This is a genomic window from Hyphomicrobiales bacterium (assembly GCA_002869065.1).
Lineage (GTDB): Bacteria > Pseudomonadota > Alphaproteobacteria > Rhizobiales > Rhodobiaceae > Rhodobium.
The window spans coordinates 207,006-225,172 of the sequence record PKTR01000001.1 but is presented as its reverse complement, the minus strand read 5'-3'; the positions used below and the strand labels follow the sequence as shown (position 1 = coordinate 225,172).

Annotated in this window: 20 protein-coding genes; 13 read left to right on the top strand and 7 right to left on the bottom strand. The window is 64.0% G+C overall.

All coding sequences use genetic code 11. The annotated features are described in order from the left end of the window. Positions 1–121 precede the first annotated feature (121 nt). The 9 genes from C0606_01080 (at position 122) to C0606_01040 (ending at position 8,346) form a co-directional block, all read left to right on the top strand. Positions 122–1,030 carry a formate dehydrogenase family accessory protein FdhD gene (locus tag C0606_01080; GenBank protein ID PLX39169.1) on the top strand — a complete coding sequence of 303 codons (909 nt, stop codon included), beginning with the start codon at positions 122–124 and terminating at the stop codon, positions 1,028–1,030. 40 nt (positions 1,031–1,070) lie between these two features. Further along, entirely contained in the window at positions 1,071–1,724 is a 654-nt protein-coding gene (locus C0606_01075; protein PLX39168.1) for a molybdenum cofactor guanylyltransferase MobA, read from the top strand. Beyond that, positions 1,721–2,269 carry a molybdopterin-guanine dinucleotide biosynthesis protein B gene (gene mobB / locus C0606_01070; GenBank protein PLX39167.1) on the top strand — a complete coding sequence of 183 codons (549 nt, stop codon included), beginning with the start codon at positions 1,721–1,723 and terminating at the stop codon, positions 2,267–2,269. Before C0606_01075 ends, mobB begins: the two co-directional genes overlap by 4 nt. Continuing rightward, positions 2,256–3,560: a molybdopterin molybdenumtransferase MoeA gene (locus C0606_01065; protein ID PLX39166.1), complete on the top strand. Its 1,305-nt coding sequence runs from the start codon at positions 2,256–2,258 to the stop codon at positions 3,558–3,560. The genes mobB and C0606_01065 overlap by 14 nt, the downstream gene beginning before the upstream one ends. Before the next feature lie 224 nt (positions 3,561–3,784). Beyond that, positions 3,785–4,561 carry an amino acid ABC transporter gene (locus C0606_01060; GenBank protein ID PLX39165.1) on the top strand — a complete coding sequence of 259 codons (777 nt, stop codon included), beginning with the start codon at positions 3,785–3,787 and terminating at the stop codon, positions 4,559–4,561. A gap of 66 nt (positions 4,562–4,627) precedes the next feature. Next, a complete protein-coding gene (locus C0606_01055) occupies positions 4,628–5,338 on the top strand; it encodes an ABC transporter permease (protein ID PLX39164.1) in 711 nt (236 codons plus the stop codon). A 3-nt stretch (positions 5,339–5,341) separates the two neighbouring features. Further along, complete coding sequence (locus C0606_01050; GenBank protein PLX39163.1) at positions 5,342–6,157, top strand: ABC transporter permease; 816 nt, start codon at positions 5,342–5,344, stop codon at positions 6,155–6,157. Between the two features lies 1 nt (position 6,158). Next, positions 6,159–7,328, top strand: coding sequence for a cystathionine gamma-synthase (locus tag C0606_01045; GenBank protein PLX39162.1), 1,170 nt, complete (start codon positions 6,159–6,161; stop codon positions 7,326–7,328). A gap of 136 nt (positions 7,329–7,464) precedes the next feature. Further along, positions 7,465–8,346 (top strand): oxidoreductase, encoded by an 882-nt coding sequence (locus tag C0606_01040; protein PLX39161.1) that lies wholly within the window; start codon positions 7,465–7,467, stop codon positions 8,344–8,346. A gap of 83 nt (positions 8,347–8,429) precedes the next feature. On the opposite strand, the gene C0606_01035 is transcribed toward C0606_01040, so the two are convergent. Next, the gene (locus tag C0606_01035) at positions 8,430–8,906 is read right to left on the bottom strand and encodes an ArsR family transcriptional regulator (protein PLX39634.1); all 477 of its coding nucleotides are present in this window, start codon (positions 8,904–8,906) and stop codon (positions 8,430–8,432) included. A gap of 149 nt (positions 8,907–9,055) precedes the next feature. On the opposite strand from C0606_01035, the gene C0606_01030 reads away from it, so the two are divergent. Continuing rightward, positions 9,056–9,574 carry a TIGR01244 family phosphatase gene (locus C0606_01030; protein PLX39160.1) on the top strand — a complete coding sequence of 173 codons (519 nt, stop codon included), beginning with the start codon at positions 9,056–9,058 and terminating at the stop codon, positions 9,572–9,574. A 112-nt stretch (positions 9,575–9,686) separates the two neighbouring features. Here C0606_01030 and C0606_01025 read toward each other — a convergent pair whose 3' ends face one another. From C0606_01025 to C0606_01015, 3 genes are all read right to left on the bottom strand, one after another. Further along, positions 9,687–10,361 carry a uracil-DNA glycosylase gene (locus tag C0606_01025; GenBank protein PLX39159.1) on the bottom strand — a complete coding sequence of 225 codons (675 nt, stop codon included), beginning with the start codon at positions 10,359–10,361 and terminating at the stop codon, positions 9,687–9,689. Positions 10,362–10,378: 17 nt separating this feature from the next. Further along, on the bottom strand, positions 10,379–10,993 hold the full coding sequence (locus C0606_01020) for a glutathione S-transferase (protein PLX39158.1): 615 nt from the start codon (positions 10,991–10,993) through the stop codon (positions 10,379–10,381). 86 nt (positions 10,994–11,079) lie between these two features. After that, positions 11,080–11,610, bottom strand: coding sequence for a hypothetical protein (locus C0606_01015; protein ID PLX39157.1), 531 nt, complete (start codon positions 11,608–11,610; stop codon positions 11,080–11,082). Positions 11,611–11,724: 114 nt separating this feature from the next. On the opposite strand from C0606_01015, the gene C0606_01010 reads away from it, so the two are divergent. After that, positions 11,725–13,263: a two-component sensor histidine kinase gene (locus C0606_01010; protein ID PLX39156.1), complete on the top strand. Its 1,539-nt coding sequence runs from the start codon at positions 11,725–11,727 to the stop codon at positions 13,261–13,263. A gap of 42 nt (positions 13,264–13,305) precedes the next feature. Here C0606_01010 and cobT read toward each other — a convergent pair whose 3' ends face one another. Further along, the gene (cobT, locus tag C0606_01005) at positions 13,306–14,334 is read right to left on the bottom strand and encodes a nicotinate-nucleotide--dimethylbenzimidazole phosphoribosyltransferase (GenBank protein PLX39155.1); all 1,029 of its coding nucleotides are present in this window, start codon (positions 14,332–14,334) and stop codon (positions 13,306–13,308) included. 121 nt (positions 14,335–14,455) lie between these two features. On the opposite strand from cobT, the gene cobS reads away from it, so the two are divergent. Beyond that, positions 14,456–15,262, top strand: a complete 807-nt coding sequence (gene cobS / locus C0606_01000) for an adenosylcobinamide-GDP ribazoletransferase (protein PLX39154.1) — start codon at positions 14,456–14,458, stop codon at positions 15,260–15,262. A gap of 17 nt (positions 15,263–15,279) precedes the next feature. Continuing rightward, positions 15,280–16,065, top strand: a complete 786-nt coding sequence (locus C0606_00995; protein PLX39153.1) for a TIGR02281 family clan AA aspartic protease — start codon at positions 15,280–15,282, stop codon at positions 16,063–16,065. Between the two features lie 138 nt (positions 16,066–16,203). On the opposite strand, the gene C0606_00990 is transcribed toward C0606_00995, so the two are convergent. Next, positions 16,204–17,031: a hypothetical protein gene (locus tag C0606_00990; protein PLX39152.1), complete on the bottom strand. Its 828-nt coding sequence runs from the start codon at positions 17,029–17,031 to the stop codon at positions 16,204–16,206. Between the two features lie 55 nt (positions 17,032–17,086). Further along, positions 17,087–18,091, bottom strand: coding sequence for a tRNA dihydrouridine(20/20a) synthase DusA (locus C0606_00985; protein PLX39633.1), 1,005 nt, complete (start codon positions 18,089–18,091; stop codon positions 17,087–17,089). Positions 18,092–18,167 lie beyond the last annotated feature (76 nt).

Sequence of the window (18,167 nt, the reverse complement as noted above, 5' to 3'; positions counted from 1 at the left end):
GCTTCGCATTGGTCAATGCATCCAATGAAAGCAATTTGCATGACGGCGATGTCTGTCGCCCTTGCCTCCCTGCGGCATAACGCCCATAACCGGATAAAGACAAGAATGAAAGGGGGAGGATATGAGCGAGGACGAGTCCGTCGCCCTTGAAGAGTTCACCATCGCGCCGAACCCGGACGATCCGCTGCTGTCGAGCCCCGTCAGCGGCGTCGACCACACCGGTCAGCCGGTCGAGATTCGCGTCGTCAACGAGCGCGCGCTCACCCTTTTCCTGAACAGCCAGGAGATCGTCACCATGATGACGATCGGCGACCACCCGGACCTGCTCGCCATCGGCTATCTGCTCAATCAGAACATGTTGAAGGCCGACGACGTCATCCGCTCCGTCGACTACGAGGAAGACATCGGCGTCATCGTCGTTCGCACCGAGCGGCAGACCAACTACGAGGAAAAGCTGAAGAAGAAGGTGCGCACCTCGGGCTGCGCCCAGGGCACAGTGTTCGGCGACGTGATGGACAGCTTCGGCAACATCAAGCTTGCCAGCGAGGCCAAACTGCACACCTCCTGGCTCTATTCCTTGTCGGCAAAGATCAACACCCAGCCCTCGCTCTATCTGTCCGCCGGCGCGATCCACGGCTGTGTGCTGTGTAAGGACGACCGCCCGCTCGTTTATATGGAGGACGTCGGGCGGCACAACGCGGTCGACAAGATCGCCGGGTGGATGTTCCGAAACGGCGTTTCGCCGGACGACAAAATCTTCTACACCACGGGGCGTCTGACCTCGGAAATGGTGATCAAGACGGTGCTGATGGGCATTCCCGTGCTCGCCTCGCGTTCCGGCTTCACCGCAGCCGGGGTCGAGCTTGCCCGCAAGGCCGGCCTGACGCTGGTCGGTCGATTGCGCGGCAAGCGGTTCGTTGCCGTTGCCGGAACCGAGCGGATCATCTTCGACGAGGATCCCGAGCGGATCGGCGAAGAAGATCCGAAGCACGCCCGCAAGGGCGGTCGCGGGCACAGCGCGGAGGCCTAGGCGGAACGTGGCGTCGATTACCGGACAAGACGAAACCCTGATGAACGATCCGGGGCGCTATGCCTCGCTCACTGTCGGTTGCCTGCTGGCAGGCGGGCTGTCGCGACGCATGGGCGGCGTCGACAAGAGCCTGATGATGCTCGGCGAGCGTACGATGATTTCCGTCAGCGCGGAGCGGCTCGCACCGCAAGTCGGTCCGCTCGTCGTCAACGCCAATGGCGACCCGGCGCGCTTCGCCGATCTGAAGCTTCCCGTCGTTGCCGATGCCATCGAAGGCTTCGCGGGCCCCCTCGCCGGCGTGCTTGCCGGCATGACCTATGCCCGCGAGCACGCGCCGAACGCGCGCTGGGTGGTGACGGTGGCCTGCGATACGCCGTTCTTCCCGACCGATCTGGTCGGCCGCCTCGTTGGGGCCGCCGGCTACAGCGAGACGATGATCGCGCTGGCGCGTTCGGGCAATTCCATTCATCCGGTGTTCGGGCTGTGGCCGGTCGCTCTTGCCGACGATCTCGAGGCCTGGCTCAATGGCGACAACAGCCGCAAGGTGCTCGCCTGGGTCGACCGGCATCAGATGGCGGAGGTGCGCTTCGGCGGCCCGATCATCGACGACATCGAAATCGATCCCTTTTTCAACGTGAACACGCCGGAAGACCTCGAAACGGCGGCGGTGATCTACGAGGAACTCAACGCATGAATGCGATTGTTGGGCCGAACGGCGTGCCGGTGATCGGCGTGACCGGCTGGAAGAACTCGGGCAAGACGACGATGGTCGTCGGTATCGTCGGCGAGCTGACGCGGCGCGGCTACCGGGTGTCGACCGTCAAGCACGCACACCATGCGTTCGACGTCGACCATGAAGGCACCGACTCGTACCGCCATCGCGGCGCGGGCGCCGGCGAAGTCGCCCTCGTCTCCGGCTATCGCTGGGTGCTGATGCATGAAAACCGCGAAAACGAGGAAGAACCGGGCCTCGGCGACTTTCTGCCGCGCTTCGCGCCCTGCGACGTCGTGATCGTCGAAGGCTACAAGCGCGAATCCTACCCCAAGCTTGAGGTTCGCCGGCTCGAGGCCTCGCGCAACGACCCGCTGGCGCTGACCGATCCCACCGTTTTCGCCATCGCCAGCGACCATGCCGTCGACGATACGGACAAGCCGGTCTTTTCCCTCGACGATATCGGCGCTATCACCGACTTCATCATCGAAACCTTCGGGATCAAACGGCACGATGCCGCGCACTAAACGCCTCCTCGACGACTGCTTCCTCACCGACGCCGACCGGCTGACCCACCACGAAGCGCAGGCGCTGTTGCGCGAGCGCATCGGTCCGGTGGTCGACATCGAGACAATCCCGCTGATCGAAGCGGCAGGCCGAATTCTGGCCGAAGACATTGTCGCGCCGCGTGACGTGCCGGCGGCCGACAATTCCGCTGTCGACGGCTACGCCTTTGCCTATGCCGATTATGTGGCCGGCGACGGCTGGTTCCCGATCTCGGCGCGCATCGCGGCGGGCCATGCGGCCGACACGCCCCTTGCTACCGGTACGGCTGCACGCATCTTCACCGGCGCGGTGATGCCGGCCGGGGCCAATACGGTCGCCATGCAGGAAGACTGCACGCGCGAGGAGCGCGACGGCACGGAATGGGTGCACATACCGCCTGGCCTGAAGGACGGCGCCAACCGCCGCAGGGCCGGCGAGGACATCCAGGCGGGCGCGGCCATCCTCTCCCCCGGCGTGCGGCTCAGACCGCAGGAAGTCGGCGCGATCGCCTCGACCGGCAAGAACGACGTCACCGTCTATCGCCGGCTCAAGGTCGCGCTGGTCTCGACCGGCGATGAGATTATCCGCCCCGGCAATCCGCTCGGGCCAGGTCAGGTCTACGACACCAACCACTTCCTGCTGACGATGCTGTTGCAGGCCGCTGGTGCCGAACCGGTCGATGTCGGCGTGCTGCCAGACGATGCCGACAAGATCCAGGCGACGCTGGCCGACCTCGCGGCAACATACGACGCCATCGTGACCTCGGGCGGGGCAAGCCTTGGCGAGGAAGACCATCTGATCGACGCCATCGACGCGCTCGGCCATCGCCATCTGTGGCAGATCGCGATCAAGCCGGGCCGGCCGATGAGTTTCGGCCAGATCGGCGATTGCGTGGTGCTCGGGCTTCCGGGCAATCCGGTTGCCGCCTTCAACTGTTTCCTCAGCTATGTCCGCCCGACGCTGGTCGCCATGTCCGGCGGCGGCTTCGAGTTGCCGCGCGCGATGATGATCCCGGCGGCCTTCGAGGTGCCGAAGCGCAAGCTCGGCCGGCGCGAGTTCCTGCGCGGCATTCTGGTGACGGGCGATGATGGGACCCTGCGGGTGCAGAAATTCGCCCGTGACGGCTCCGGCATCATCACCTCGCTGCGCGAGGCCGACGGTCTCATCGAGATCGACGAGGACACGCCCTCGATCGAGGAAGGCGCCCCGGTCCGTGTGCTTCTGTTCACCGAATTCGGTCTGCCGCCGCGCTCTGTATCGACATCTGTCTGACCGCATGGCTTTTCGTTTGCGTTTTCGCGCAAAACGCATGCCGCCGCGTCACGGCGCATTTCTCGGATCAATTTGGGAAAATTGCGGTTTTCGCCGCGCTGCATCCTTGCGCCTTTGTCATTTTTGGTGGGAATATACCCGCCGGTCCCGGTTGCGGCGCCCGCCGCACGGCCGGAGATAACGAGGGCGGCATAAGCCCCCAGGCTCAGACAGAGGGATAACGAATGAAATTCTTTGCCAAAATCGCCACCGCCGCGGCGGTGATCATGGCCGTTTCGGGCGTCGCCCAGGCCAAGGAATGGACGAAGGTCCGGATCGGCACCGAAGGCGCCTATCCTCCGTTCAACTTCTTCGATTCCAACAACGAGCTGCAGGGCTTCGATATCGATATCGCCAAGGAACTGTGCAGCCGCATGAAGGTCGAGTGCACCTTCGTCGCGCAGGATTGGGACGGCATCATTCCGGCCCTGCTCGCCAACAAGTACGACGCCATCATCGCGTCGATGTCGAACACCGAAGAACGCCGTAAGAAGGTCGACTTCACCGACAAGTACTACCAGACCCCGGCCCGCTTCATTGCCGCGAAGACGTCGGACGTCAAGGACACCAGCCCGGAAGCGCTTGCCGGCAAGACGCTTGGCGCGCAGTCCTCGACCATTCACGCCAACTACCTCGAGGACAAGTACAAGAACTCGACCGTGAAGCTCTACGCGACGCAGGACGAGGCCAATCTTGATCTCGCCTCCGGCCGCCTCGACGCGGTGCTCGCTGATTCCGTCGTTCTCTACGAGTGGATTTCGAAGACCGAAGACGGCAAGTGCTGCGACTTCGTCGGCGATAGCTACAACGAAGAGAAATATTTCGGCGCCGGCGCCGGCATCGCCATCCGTCAGGGTGAAACCGATCTCGCCGACATGTTCAACAAGGCCCTCGCCGAGATCCGCGCGGACGGCACCTACGACAAGATCAACGCCAAGTATTTCCCCTTCTCGATCTACTGATCGGCGTTTTCGCTCTCTTCGGGCGGCGGCACAAACCGCCGCCCGATCAGCATTTAGAGGGTTTTCTTGTCAGATTTGCTGGGGCTATTGGCCTACGGGCCAACGGGATGGGGTGACGAGATCCTGATCGGCATTTGGCTGACGGTGCGGCTCGCACTGGTCACCCTGCCATTGGGGCTTCTGATCGGCTTTCTCGTCGCGCTCGCCAAGGATTCCGGCGAACCCTCGCTGGTGCTTGCCGGCGATATCTTCACGACCATCTTTCGCGGCCTGCCGGAACTGCTGACGCTGTTCATCGTCTATTATGGCGGCCAGATCGTCCTGCAGCAGATCGTCGCCTTTTTCACAGATACCTATGTCGAGATCAGCGGGTTCACCGCCGGCGTCGTTGCACTTGGTCTCGTCTTTTCCGCCTTTTCAAGCGAAGTCTTCCTCGGCGCGCTGCGTGGCATTCCGAAGGGCCAGTACGAAGGCGGCAAGGCGCTTGGCCTGACCGGATTCCAGATCACCCGGCTGGTCATCATCCCGCAGCTTTTCCGCCTTGCCCTGCCCGGCCTGACCAATCTGTGGCTGGTGCTGCTGAAAGATACGGCGCTCGTTTCGGTGATTGCGCTCGACGACCTCCTGCGCAAGACCAACATCGCCGTCGGCGTCACCAAGGAGCCGTTTTTCTTCTACGGCGTCGCCTGCATGATCTATCTGGTGATGTCGATGATTTCGTCGGCCGGGCTGTCCAGCCTTGAGCGCCGGGTCAACAAAAGCGGCATGGGACACTAGGCGATGACGGCACTCGAAGCCCCTGCCCCGCGCAAAGCGCGCTGGACCAAGATCCGGATCCTCGGTTGGGGCGTGATGAGCGTCTTTGCCATCGCCGGTTTCTTCCTCCTGCGCATGGTCGTTCTGCAATTCGATCCTGATCTTCTGTCGCGCTACGGACCGAAGCTCCTCGAAGGTCTCGTCGTCACACTGACGATCGTGGCGATTTCGGTGGGTGCCGGAGCGCTGCTTTCCTTCCCCGTCGCCATGGCGCGGATGTCGTCCTCTCGTTTCCTGCAGGCGATTTCCTACGGCTACGTCTATTTCTTCCGCGGCACGCCACTGCTTGCACAGGTGTTCCTCATCTATTACGGCGCCGGTCAATTCCGCGACCAGCTTGAGGCCGTTGGCCTGTGGGATTTCTTTGCCGAAGCGTTCTGGTGCGTGCTGTTCACTTTCACGCTCAACACCGCCGCCTATCAGGCTGAAATCCTGCGCGGCGCGATCCAGTCGGTTCCGCGCGGCCAGACCGAGGCCGCCCAGTCGCTCGGCCTGAAACCGGTCGTCATTTTCTTTCGCATCATCGTGCCGCAGGCACTGATCATCGCGCTGCGCCCGCTCGGCAACGAGATCATCCTGATGATCAAGGGCTCGGCGATCGCCAGCGTCGTCACCGTGTTCGACCTGATGGGCGCAACCAAGCTCGCCTTCTCCCGTTCGTTCGACTTCCAGGTCTTCATCTGGGCCGCCATTCTCTACCTGGTCATGGTCGAGACGCTGCGCCGGATCTGGAACCGGCTCGAGAAGCGGCTGACGCGCCACCTCAAGATGGCCAACTGAGATGAGCGGCGACGCGGACGGGCTGGCGCCCAAACATATCGAAACCCTGCTCGCCCATGGCGGCGGCGCAATCGATGCCGCGTCGGGCGGCGTCGTGCCGCCGATCCAGCCGGCGACGACCTTTGCCCGTGGCGACGACTATCAGCCGCTCGCGCCGGGCCGGATCTATGGCCGGGACGACATGCCGCTCTATGCCCAGCTCGAAGGCGTCCTCGCCGAGCTTGAAGGCGTGCGCGGCGCCCTCACCTTTCCCTCCGGCATGGCGGCGATTGCGGCAGTGATGCGCGCGGTGCCGAATGGCGGTGCCATCGTCGCGCAGAGCGGCATTTATTGGGGCACCACGGTCTGGCTGCGCAAGCATTGCGCCCGCTCCGGCGTCCGGCTTGTCGAAGTGGATGCGACGGATGCCAACATACTGGAACACGCCATCGCCGAAGCCCGGCCCGGCCTCGTTCTCGTCGAGACACCGTCGAACCCCTGGCTCGGCATCGTCGATCTGAAACGCGCCGCAACCGCCGCCCACGCGGTCGGAGCCCTGCTTGCCGTCGACTCGACGGCCGCGACGCCGATCCATTCGCGGCCGGCCTCGTTCGGCGCCGACATCGTTCTTCACTCGGCAACGAAGTCGCTGAACGGCCATTCCGACGTGCTGGCCGGCGTCGTGGCGAGCGACGCCATCGACGCCGAATGGTGGACCGCCATCCGGGCGGAACGGCGGGAAGCCGGCGCCGTACTCGGACCGTTCGAGACGTGGCTGTTCCTGCGGGGCCTGCGCACCCTCGCACTCCGGGTCGAGCGGGCATCGGCCAATGCCGTGGCCATCGCGTCTTTCCTCAACAGCCATGAGGCCGTTGAACGGGTCCTCTACCCCGGCCTCGCCGATCATCCGGGCCACGACATTGCCGTGCAGCAGATGACGAACGGGTTCGGCAGCCTGATGTCGTTCTGCATCAAGGGCGGCGCCAGGGACGCACTCGCCGTAGCGGGTGCGCTCAAGGTGATCGTGCGGGCGACCTCGCTCGGCGGCGTCGAAAGCCTCATCGAGCATCGCCACACAATCGAAGCGGGCGTGACCGACATGCCGGAAAACCTGTTGCGCCTGTCGGTCGGCATCGAGCATGTCGACGATCTGATCGGCGACCTCGAACAGGCGCTCTCCCAGATCGCATAGTCCGTGCAGTTTTCCCGCAGCGGCGAAACTGCTACGCCCGCCGCACGGGTTTCCGTCCGGGGCAAATCTATTCTACTACTGAGGCAAACAATTCGCCGCGCCCCCGCGCGGCCCGAAAATCCAAGGGAGAAAATGAATGGCGAAAGTCGCTTTTATCGGTCTCGGCGTCATGGGCTATCCGATGGCCGGCTTCATCAAGAGCCGCGGCGGCCACGACGTGGTCGTCTACAATCGCACCACCGCGAAGGCCGAGAAATGGGTGTCCGAGCACGGCGGCAGCTTCGCCCTCACCCCGCGCGAGGCAGCGGAAGGCTGCGACTTCGTGTTCTCCTGCGTCGGCAATGACGACGATCTGCGCTCGGTGACGCTCGGGCCCGATGGCTGCTTCCAGTCGATGAAGGAAGGCGCGGTCTTTATCGACAACACCACGGCAAGCGCGGAAATCGCCCGCGAACTCGCTGCCGAGGCGAAGGCGCGCGGCTTCGGTGCGCTCGATGCGCCGGTGTCCGGCGGTCAGGCGGGCGCCGAGAACGGCGTCCTCACCGTCATGATCGGTGGCGACGAAGCCGACTACGACAAAGCGAAGCCGGTGATCGACTGCTTTGCCCGCATGGTTGGCCTGATGGGCGAGGCCGGTGCCGGCCAGCTCACCAAGATGGTCAACCAGCTCTGTATCGCCGGTCTCGTTCAGGGTCTCGCCGAAGGCATCCACTTCGCCAAGATCGCCGGGCTCGATGTCGCCAAGGTGATCGGCGTCATCTCCAAGGGCGCGGCTCAGTCGTGGCAGATGGAAAACCGCTGGGAGACCATGCGCGACGGCAAGTTCGATTTTGGCTTCGCGGTCGACTGGATGCGCAAGGACCTGGCGATCTGCCTCAACGAGGCGCGCGCCAACGGCGCCAACCTGCCGGTCGCGGCGCTCGTCGATATGTTCTACAGCGAAGTGCAGAACATGGGCGGCGCGCGCTGGGATACGTCGAGCCTGATCGCCCGTCTCGACGACCACGGCAAGAAGTAACTCTGCAACGAAAGAGCGGGCCCTCGCGGCCCGCTCCACTGCCTGCTTCTCATGACATCGATGCGCGGCTTAGGCCGCGTTTTTTATGTCTGCTTGTCGAGCGTGACGAAGTTGAGCGGCAGCGCGGTGGTGTACTTGATCGCCTCCATGGCGAAGGTCGAACTCACATCCGACAGCTCGATGCGGCTGATGAGGCGCTTGTAGAAGGCGTCATAGGCTTCGATATCGGGCACCACCACGCGCAGCAGATAGTCGATATCCCCGCTCATGCGGTAGAACTCGACCACCTCGGGGAACTCCTCGACGGTGGAGGAAAACTCCTCCAGCCAGTTTTCGGTGTGGCGGTTGGTGCGGATCGCGACGAACACGGTCACCTTGGCGTTGACCTTGGCCGGATCGAGGACCGCGACCCTCTTGCGGATCACCCCTTCCTCCTCCAGCTTCTGGATACGGCGCCAGCACGGTGTGGTCGACAGGCCGACCCGACGGCCGATCTCGGCAACGGGGACGGTCGCGTCCTCCTGCAAAATGGCGAGAATCTTCCGGTCCGTGCGATCCACCATGATTTCCCCTCCAGAATTTTTTTCTCGGCATTTTTAGTTTGGGGTATGATATTCCTATCGGCATCGGTTGCAATCGGAATTTTAGATTTATTTTCTAAGCATACGTCGCTTTTTGCTTGTGCGGCGCGAAAATCTCCCTAGCTTCAATGACAAGCCAGATGGTGCAGCGTCCTCATCGCTGCCCCTGCGAGGAGAAGAACATGACCAAGATTGCCGCTCTTACCCCGCATGTCGCCGTTGCTCCGCAGCTCAATTCGGCCGACTTCGCCGTTGCCGCCGCGCGCGGTTTTCGCAGCGTGATCAACAATCGCCCGGATACCGAGAAGAGCGTGCCGGTGCTCTCTGACCATGCGGCAGAACTCGCCGCGGACGTCGGCCTCGCCTACCGCTACATCCCCTGCCCCGGTCTCGACGTCACCGACGAAGCGATCGTCGACGATGTCGCCGACGCGCTCGCCGAGCTGCCTGGACCGGTGCTGATGTATTGCAAGTCGGGAACCCGCAGCGCGCTTCTCTGGGCGCAGGCGATGGCCGCCCGGCTTGGCGTCAAAGTCGTCATCGAAACGGCGGAACGTGCCGGCTACGACGTTTCCATCATCGAGGACGAACTTGAAGAGCAGGCTGCGCAGGTCGCGCTCGCCCTGTCCGACGCCGAAGCCGCCTGATAACGACCCGACGATTTTCGGTTCCCGGGGCCCGGCGGAGGCTCCCACCGAACGAGAAGCCCGGCTCTTGCCCCTTGAGCGACAGGCGCTTCCATCAAGAGACACTTTGGCTCTACCCGGACTGGTCCGGATGCTCGATGAGCGTCCGGACCTCTTTTTTGAGCACAGGCAACACATCGATTTCGAACCAGGGATGACGTTTCAGCCAGCCGGTGTTGCGCCAGGAAGGATGCGGCAGCGGCAAGGCGCGCGGGCGCACATCCCGTTCCCAGATGGTCCGCCAATCGGCAACCGTTTCGGTCAGCGTCTTTCGGCGCGCTGTGCCCAGGTGATAGCTCTGCGCATAGGCGCCGATGGCCAGCACCAGACCGATCTGCGGCATCGCGGCGAAGATTTCGTCGTGCCAGGTGCGCGCACACTCCTTGCGCGGAGGCAGGTCTCCGCCCTTTGCGTCGAGGCCAGGAAAGCAGAAGCCCATCGGGATGATGGCGACGCGGGTGACGTCATAGAAAACAGCTCGGTCGACGCCGAGCCAGTCGCGCAGCCGGTCGCCGGACGGGTCGTCAAAGGGCAATCCCGACGCGTGCACCCGTGCGCCAGGCGCCTGGCCGCAGATGGCGATCCGCGCGGTGCGCGATATCCGCAGTACCGGTCGCGGTTCGTGCGGCAGTGGCGTCTTTTCGAGCGGGGCATCGCGACAAACCCGACAGGCCGCTACACGCCGCCCGAGGTCTTCCAGCCCCGGCGCCACCACGTCGCGCAGATCCTCGCCGGGGGAAACGCTCATTCGGCCGGATCCTGCCGCTACTGCACACAGCCCGGACGAGCCGAGACCTCGGCGTGCCAGCGGTGCAGATTGGTCAGCTCTTCGGGAACCTTGACGCGGGCCGGCCGCAGGAAATCGATGATGCAGACCGCGGTGATGTCGGCGATCGTAAAGCGCTCGCCGGCGATGAACGGGCGCCCGGCCAGTTCCTTGTCCATAAACGCCAGATAATCCAGCAGCTTGGGCCGGTTTGCTTCAGCCCATTCCGGCACCTGCGGAACCTCCATAGCCGCCATCGCTGGGTGCGAATGGCGGAACACGGCAGCGAACATCATGCCGAGATTTAGGTCCATGCGACGGTTCCACATCTCGACGATGGCGCGATCGCGCGCATCGACGCCAAACAGAGGCGGCTCGGGATAGAGCTCCTCGAAATAGCGGCTGATCGCCACCGACTCGGAAATCACCGTGCCATCGTCGAGGACGAGCACCGGAAGGCGCTGCATCGGGTTCAGCGCGGTGAACGTGTCCGTCTTGTGCTCCAGCTTGCCGAGGTCGACGATTTCGGTCGGAACGTCGATGCCCTTTTCGGCGATGAAGATCCTGACCCGGCGCGGATTGGGCGCGCGATTGTTGTCGACATACAGCTTCATGGTCGTCCTCCCCTTTGGCGCGCAAGCTGATCACGGCATGGGGCGTTTCTCAAGCCCGTCGCGATCACCAATCGCGGCCGGTCGGATCACCTTGCAGTGTTGTGTCGCGCATCGCGCCAATCACGCGGGCGTTCGAACTCGCCCTGCCAGATGCCGCGCCCGGCACGGCGCGCTTCGGCCTCTTCGTCGCTGTAGGCGCCGTAGGAAATTGCCCAGCCGTCAGCCACCATTCGCGCATTGATATCGACCTCGCCAGACCGGCAGGCGACCAGCAAACGCTCGAAGCGATCGGTGCCATTGACTGCGCATGTGATTTCGCCCCCGCCGACGAGGTTGCGCAGCCGATCGCGAGCGACCCTGCCGCAGGGATAGGGACGGCCGGCTTCGTCGCGGCATGTCTGATCGAGTTCGGGCGCGTCGATGCCGTGAAGACGTAAACGCCGGCCGGCGATCTCCAGGCTATCGCCATCGCCCGCGCGAGCATGGCCGACAACCTCCCCGCCATCCTTTCCCTGCGGAAGAATGAACAGGGAAATCACTGCAAGAACAATGAATAACCCGGTCGTCATCCATGATGCCCGAGCGCTCCACCGCCGCAATGCACGCCAATCAAACATTTTTCGCGAAACCGCGTTCTCTGATTCTTTCTTAACGATTGGACGGAATAATAGGCGCTATCGGTGGGGTATTTCGATCCGACGAAATTTTTGGGTTTGAGGAACGGCAAACGCATGTCCGAGGAAGTTGGCCTGCAGGGTGACGGCAAGACTGCCGCCAACCGGCAGCGCGCGGAACATCGAAAAGATGTCTCGCGTGCGGTCAATGACGTGCGCGAACGCATGATGTCCTCCAGCGGTACCCGCCCCGCATTCGACCGCGAACTGACCGCGATGTTCGCCCGCAATCACCTTGCGGCGGCGATCCTGCTTCCGGCCCTGACCATCATCATCGGCGTGATCGCCGGGATCTGGATGGAAAAGGTCATCGTCATTTCCTGGGCCTCGCTGACACTCGCTGCCAACGCCATTCTGCTCGGCACCTGCCGGCGGTTCAGCCAGCAGCCGCTCCATCAGGTCGAGCTGGCGAAATGGCGCAGCAAGCTGACCATTGCCTCGCTGCTCTATTCGATTGCGTGGATCGGCTATTTCCTGCTGTCGTCGGATACCGCGAATTCCTTCGAGATTTTCCAGTTCGCAACAATGCTGGTGGTGGTTGCCGTTCTCACCATGCTGTCGTCGAGCCTGCCCGTCACGTCGGCCGCCGCGACCATCCCGATCACGCTCGCGACCGTCGCGATCTACGTGGCGAAGCAGGAAGTCGTCTACTACATCATGGCGGCGATGGCGCTGGGTGCGCAGACCTTCTTCATCGCGCTCGGATACCGGCTCTACAAGTCCTCGCTGACGACGCTTGAGCACCGGGCCGAAAAGGATGCGCTGATCGCCGAACTGGAACAGGCGACGGCGATTTCCGACGACTCGCGCCGCCGCGCCGAGGAAGCCAATCTCGCGAAATCCCGTTTCCTCGCCACCATGAGCCACGAGCTGCGCACGCCGCTCAACGCCATTCTCGGCTTTTCCGAAGTCATCAAGAACGAGATCCTCGGCCCGGTCGAGAACGAGACCTACAAGGAATACATCAGCGACATCCACTCCTCCGGCCAGCATCTGCTGACGCTGATCAACGAGATCCTCGACCTGTCGCGGATCGAGGCCGGCCGCCAGAAACTCGTCGAGGAAGCCGTGACGCTGCCCTACATCGTCGAGGACTGCGTGCACATGATGTCGCTGAAGGCGCGCGGCAAGGACCTGCAGATCATCGAGCAGATCGAGCCCGACCTGCCGAAACTGTGGGGAGACGAGCGGGCAATCCGCCAGGTGATCCTAAACGTTCTATCGAATGCGGTGAAGTTCACGCCGGCGGGCGGCAAGATCAAGGCCAAGGTCGGCTGGACCGCAGGCGGCGGGCAGTATGTCGCCGTGCGAGACACCGGCCCCGGCATCCCCGAGGACGAAATCCCGATCGTGCTGTCGGCCTTTGGCCAGGGATCACTGGCGCAGAAGTCCGCCGAGCCGGGAACCGGTCTCGGCCTTCCGATCTGCCAGGCGCTGATCAATCTGCATGGCGGCACCTTCGATCTGAAATCGAAACTGCGCGAAGGTACCGAGGTCCTCATCACCTTCCCGCCCGAACGCGTACTCGACATCATGCCGACGGTGGAAGATCGCAATCGCCCGGCGCAACGGCGCAAAGCCGCCGCACGGGGCTGACCGCGCAGCGGATCGCGTCACTCGACCCAAATCAAAACGGAATCAGGCGCCCTTGCCGGCAACACCGGCTTCGGAGAAGGTCGCCATGCCATTATGGGTGGCGGCAGCCGCGCGCACGATGCTCGCCGCGATCGCCGCGCCCGTCCCCTCACCGAGCCGCATGCCGAGATTGAGCAGCGCCTCCTTGCCCATGGCCTCGAGTGCGCGGGCGTGCGCCGGCTCGGCGGATGTGTGCGCGAACAGGCAATGATCGATAGCGTCAGGCGCCATGCCGTGAACGATGGCCGCAGCGGAGGTTGCGACGAAACCGTCGACGACGACCGGGATGCGGGCGTGGCGAGCAGCCAGAATGGCGCCGGCCATTGCCGCGATCTCCCGCCCACCAAGGCGGCGAAGAATCTCGAGCGCTTCCGGGCGCTCACCGCCGAGGCGAGCGACGGCCTTGGCGACGACGTCGGCCTTCACGGCAACGCCATGGGCATCGAGGCCGGTTCCGGGTCCGACCCAGTCGCGGGCCTCACCGCCGTAAAGGGCGTGGTAGAGGATCGAGGCAACGGTGGTGTTGCCGATTCCCATTTCGCCAATGCACAGCAGATCGACTTCGCCCTCGATCGCTTCCATGCCGTAGGCGATGGTCGCGGCGCAGCCGACCTCGTCAAACGCATCCGTCTCGGCAATGTCCGGCGTCGGCGCATCGAGCGCCAGCTCGTAGACCCTGAGGCCGATATCATAGACGGCGCAGAGCTGATTGATCGCGGCGCCGTTGTTGGCGAAATTCGCGACCATCTGCTTGGTCACCTCGGGCGGATAGGCCGAAACGCCGCGCGCGGCGATACCGTGATTGGCGGCAAAGACGGCGACACGCGGCTTATCCACGCTCGGGCGCGGCAATCCCTGCCAGGCGGCAAGCCATTCGACCAGGCTTTCCAGCCGGCCGAGAGAGCCTTGGGGTTTGGTCAGGTCGCGTTCACGTTCGCGCACGGCGGCGACGGCGGCATCGTCGGTGCCGGGCATGGTATCGATCAGCGTGCGGATATCATCAAATGGGGCGCGGTCGGCGCACGAGGACATCGAACGACTCCTTGGGCGGGAAAGCTGAGACAGCAGAGGGTTCCCGATCTATAACCGGGCACGAGGCAATGCAAGCGCGTGCGGGTATGACCAACAGCAAAGTGCAGCGGCAGGGCGAGGAATGAGCGAAAACGACAACAGCGCGGCATCGTGGCTTGTCGACCTGGCCGGCATGCTGCGATTCTTTTCGCGCCTCCCGGTACCGCCGCTTCACGCCACCGACGATCCGATGCAATCGACCGGGTTTGCCCGCGCGGCGCGCGCCCTGCCGCTCGCCGGGGCCCTTATCGCGCTTCCCGCCGCCCTGGTGCTTTTCATTCTCTCGACGACCGCGCTGCCGGCGGCGCTGATCGCGCTCCTGACGCTAGCCACGCTGGTGGCGACGACCGGCGCGCTGCATGAAGACGGGCTGGCCGACGTCGCAGATGGAATCGGCGGGGGATGGAAAATCGCCGACAAGCTCGCGATCATGCGCGACAGCCGCATCGGCACCTATGGCGCCGTCGTGCTGGTTCTGTCGCTGCTGGTCCGTGCCGCCGCGCTTGCCGCGCTGATTGTGCGCTACGAGCCTCTCGCCGCGGCAATCGCGCTGATGTCGGCGGCTGCCGTCAGCCGGTTGCTGGTCGCCTGGGTGTCGCATCTCCTGCCGCACGCTCGCCCGGATGGCGCCTCGGCCTCTTTCGGCCGCCCCGAGCGCGCCGCTGTATTGATCGCGAGCACCCTGACCGTGATCCTGCTTGCCCCGTTGGCGGTCACCGCCGGAGCCGGCCCAACGCTGGTTGCGGTTGCCGGCGCGGTCGCCGTCGTCGCGGTGTTTGCACGTTTCATTCGCCGCGTACTCGGCGGGCAGACCGGCGACGTGCTGGGCGCAAGCCAGCAACTGGCGGAAATCGGTTTCCTCGTCGCGCTGCTCATGGTCGCGGTCTGACGACGCCCGCGTTTGGCATGGCGCGAAAGGCTTCCTATCTAGGAAGAACCGCCGGACATGCTGCCTCGGCAAAGCGATACGGAGACCCTGACCCGATGACGCCGAATTTCCGCAAAGTGGCATTGATCGCCCTCGCCGGCCTCGGCGTTGCCGGTCTTGTCTGGTTCATCGCCGGGATTGGCACCGGTGCCGGCGCCGACCCGCTCGGCGAGGACGCGCCAAATCTTGTCTATCTCGGCGTGCTTCTGGCGGTCCTGCTTGCCTCGCTCGTTGCCTCCCGCCCGCAGTTTCGTGAGGTCGGCAAGGCGGTTCTCGTATGGGGCGGACTCGGGCTCGTGCTCGTCGCCGGCTATGCCTTCAAGGACGATTTGTCGATGATCGCGCGGCGCACGGCGGCGGCGATCGTGCCGGGCATGTCGGTCAGCGACGGTTCGGGCGCGGTCATGGTGATGCGCAGCTCCGACAATCATTTCCACATCCGCGCGAACCTTGCCGGCACGCCGGTCGATTTCCTGGTCGACACCGGCGCGACGACAACGACGCTCTCCAACGACGACGCGCGGCGTATCGGCGTCGACGTCGAGCGCCTGTCCTACACCGTGCCGATCATGACGGCGAACGGACAAACCGGCGTCGCCCATGTGACCACCGGTCCGCTCATCGTCGGCGATATCCGTATCGAGAAGATGGATGCGCTGGTGACGCCATCGGGCAAGCTCGGAACCAGCCTGCTCGGCATGAATTTTCTCAACCGCATGTCGTCGTGGCGGGTCGAGGGCGACCGGCTGATCTTTACGCCATAGGCGGTCTGTTGCGCCCAAAAGCATTTCCTGCGAACGTTGATTCACTGAAATGCTTTATCTCTTTGTTTTGCCGCGAATTCTTTTCCGAAAAGTCTGTCAACTTTTCGCTTGCGCGGACCTTCGGTTCGGGAATGCGCTCTAGAACAGGCTGATCAGGAAGCGCGTCGCGACGACCAGCAGGAAAATGCCGAAGCCGACCTCGAGCTTGCGCTTGGTCAGCGCATGCGCGATGCGCACGCCAAGCGGCGCGATGAGGATCGTCACCGGGATGACCAGCGCGACGGCGAGCACGTTGACGAAACCAATCGACAGCGGCGGCAGGCCCTCCGCACCCCAGCCGGCCCAGATGAAGCCGAACATGCCGGGAATGGAAATCAGCACGCCAACGCCGGCAGACGTTGCCACCGCCTGATGGATCGGGCGGCCGAACAGCGTCATGAAGGTGTTGTTCATGACGCCACCGCCGATGCCCATCAGCACCGACAGAAAGCCGATGACAACGCCGACGAAGCTGCGGCCGGCGACGCCGGGCAGATCATCGCCGAGACGCCAGCTCGCCTTGCCGAACAGCATCTTGAAGGCGACCAGCGCGGCGATGGCCGCGAAAATGCCCTTCAGCCCGGCGGCCGAGACATAGGCAGCGACGATCGAGCCGAGCACAACGCCGGCGGGCACGGCGATGACGAAGCTTTTCAGCAGGTCCATATCGACCGCGCCACGCGCCTTGTGCGACAGGAATGACCGCACTGAGGTCGGCACGATGATGCCGAGCGAGGTACCGACGGCGACATGCATCTGCACCGCCGGATCGACGCCGAGCATTCCGAGGAACTGGTAGAGCACCGGCACCAGCACGGCGCCACCGCCAATGCCGAAAATGCCGGCGAGGATGCCGGCAACGGCGCCCGTGCCGAGAAGGGCAACGGCAAACAGCGCGAGTTCGCCGAGCGGAAGATCGAGCCCCATGGTCGTTTCCTAACGTATGACCGGCGCTTCGCGATCCGGTCCCTGCTCTTGTGATTTATGCGCGTACCCGGTTGGGCGCGGCGTCCTCTTCTCTGTCGCCGATATGCGCGGCGCTGTCCAGCACCGAGGCGCGGACGGCGTCGAGTGCGGCTTCGACGACTTCGATACCAGCGCCCGGTTTGACCGACTCGACGGTGAGAATACGACGCCAGCGGCGAGCGCCGGGCATGCCGTGGAACAGGCCGAGCATGTGGCGGGTGATGTGCGACAGGCGGATATCGCGGGTGAGCTGGCGCTCGATGTAATCCGTGAACCCGTCAACCGCCGCGAAAATATCGGGGCCGTCCCCGCCCGCGCCATAGACCATCCGGTCGACGGCGGCGAGCAAGGCCGGGGTGTGATAGGCGGCGCGGCCGAGCATCACGCCATCGACATGGTCGAGATGGGCACAGGCTTCGTCGAGCGTCGCGATACCACCATTGATGCCGATGAAAAGGTCCGGATGGGCCGCTTTCAGCCGATAGACCCGGTCGTAGTCGAGCGGCGGGATATCGCGGTTCTGCTTCGGGTTGAGACCTTCGAGCCAGGCCTTGCGGGCATGCACCCAGACCGCTTCCGTGCCGGCCGCGACGACAGCGGCGACAAGCGCATCGAGCGCCGGTTCGGGGTCCTGATCGTCGATGCCGATGCGGCATTTGACGGTGACGGGGATCGAGACGGCGTTCTTCATTGCCGCGACGCACTCGCCGACGAGGCCGGGCTCGGCCATCAGGCAGGCGCCGAAGCGGCCCGATTGCACCCGGTCGGAGGGACACCCGACATTGAGGTTGACCTCGTCATAGCCGAAGCCCTCAACGATGGGCGCTGCCTCGGCGAGTTCCGCCGGGTCGGAGCCGCCGAGCTGCAACGCGACGGGATGCTCCTCGGCGCTGAAGCCGATGAGGCGCTCGCGATCGCCGTGAATGACCGCGCCCGACGTCACCATCTCGGTGTAGAGCAACGCGCGCGTCGTCAGCCGGCGATGGAAGGCCCGGCAGTGCCGGTCCGTCCAGTCCATCATGGGCGCAACCGCGAAGATCTTGTCGCGGTTTTCCAGGGCGGCGCGGTGGTTCACAGCGTTTGACACGGCAGACAAA

Excerpts from the sequence above, each read along its gene's own strand:
- C0606_01080 (PLX39169.1), top strand. The coding sequence starts at position 122 with ATGAGCGAGGACGAGTCCGTCGCCCTTGAAGAGTTCACCATCGCGCCG.
- C0606_01075 (PLX39168.1), top strand. The coding sequence starts at position 1,071 with ATGAACGATCCGGGGCGCTATGCCTCGCTCACTGTCGGTTGCCTGCTG.
- mobB (PLX39167.1), top strand. The coding sequence starts at position 1,721 with ATGAATGCGATTGTTGGGCCGAACGGCGTGCCGGTGATCGGCGTGACC.
- C0606_01065 (PLX39166.1), top strand. The coding sequence starts at position 2,256 with ATGCCGCGCACTAAACGCCTCCTCGACGACTGCTTCCTCACCGACGCC.
- C0606_01060 (PLX39165.1), top strand. The coding sequence starts at position 3,785 with ATGAAATTCTTTGCCAAAATCGCCACCGCCGCGGCGGTGATCATGGCC.
- C0606_01050 (PLX39163.1), top strand. The coding sequence starts at position 5,342 with ATGACGGCACTCGAAGCCCCTGCCCCGCGCAAAGCGCGCTGGACCAAG.
- C0606_01045 (PLX39162.1), top strand. The coding sequence starts at position 6,159 with ATGAGCGGCGACGCGGACGGGCTGGCGCCCAAACATATCGAAACCCTG.
- C0606_01040 (PLX39161.1), top strand. The coding sequence starts at position 7,465 with ATGGCGAAAGTCGCTTTTATCGGTCTCGGCGTCATGGGCTATCCGATG.
- C0606_01030 (PLX39160.1), top strand. The coding sequence starts at position 9,056 with ATGACAAGCCAGATGGTGCAGCGTCCTCATCGCTGCCCCTGCGAGGAG.
- C0606_01025 (PLX39159.1), bottom strand. The coding sequence starts at position 10,361 with ATGAGCGTTTCCCCCGGCGAGGATCTGCGCGACGTGGTGGCGCCGGGG.
- C0606_01020 (PLX39158.1), bottom strand. The coding sequence starts at position 10,993 with ATGAAGCTGTATGTCGACAACAATCGCGCGCCCAATCCGCGCCGGGTC.
- C0606_01015 (PLX39157.1), bottom strand. The coding sequence starts at position 11,610 with ATGTTTGATTGGCGTGCATTGCGGCGGTGGAGCGCTCGGGCATCATGG.
- C0606_01010 (PLX39156.1), top strand. The coding sequence starts at position 11,725 with ATGTCCGAGGAAGTTGGCCTGCAGGGTGACGGCAAGACTGCCGCCAAC.
- cobT (PLX39155.1), bottom strand. The coding sequence starts at position 14,334 with ATGTCCTCGTGCGCCGACCGCGCCCCATTTGATGATATCCGCACGCTG.
- cobS (PLX39154.1), top strand. The coding sequence starts at position 14,456 with ATGAGCGAAAACGACAACAGCGCGGCATCGTGGCTTGTCGACCTGGCC.
- C0606_00995 (PLX39153.1), top strand. The coding sequence starts at position 15,280 with ATGGCGCGAAAGGCTTCCTATCTAGGAAGAACCGCCGGACATGCTGCC.
- C0606_00990 (PLX39152.1), bottom strand. The coding sequence starts at position 17,031 with ATGGGGCTCGATCTTCCGCTCGGCGAACTCGCGCTGTTTGCCGTTGCC.
- C0606_00985 (PLX39633.1), bottom strand. The coding sequence starts at position 18,091 with ATGATGGACTGGACGGACCGGCACTGCCGGGCCTTCCATCGCCGGCTG.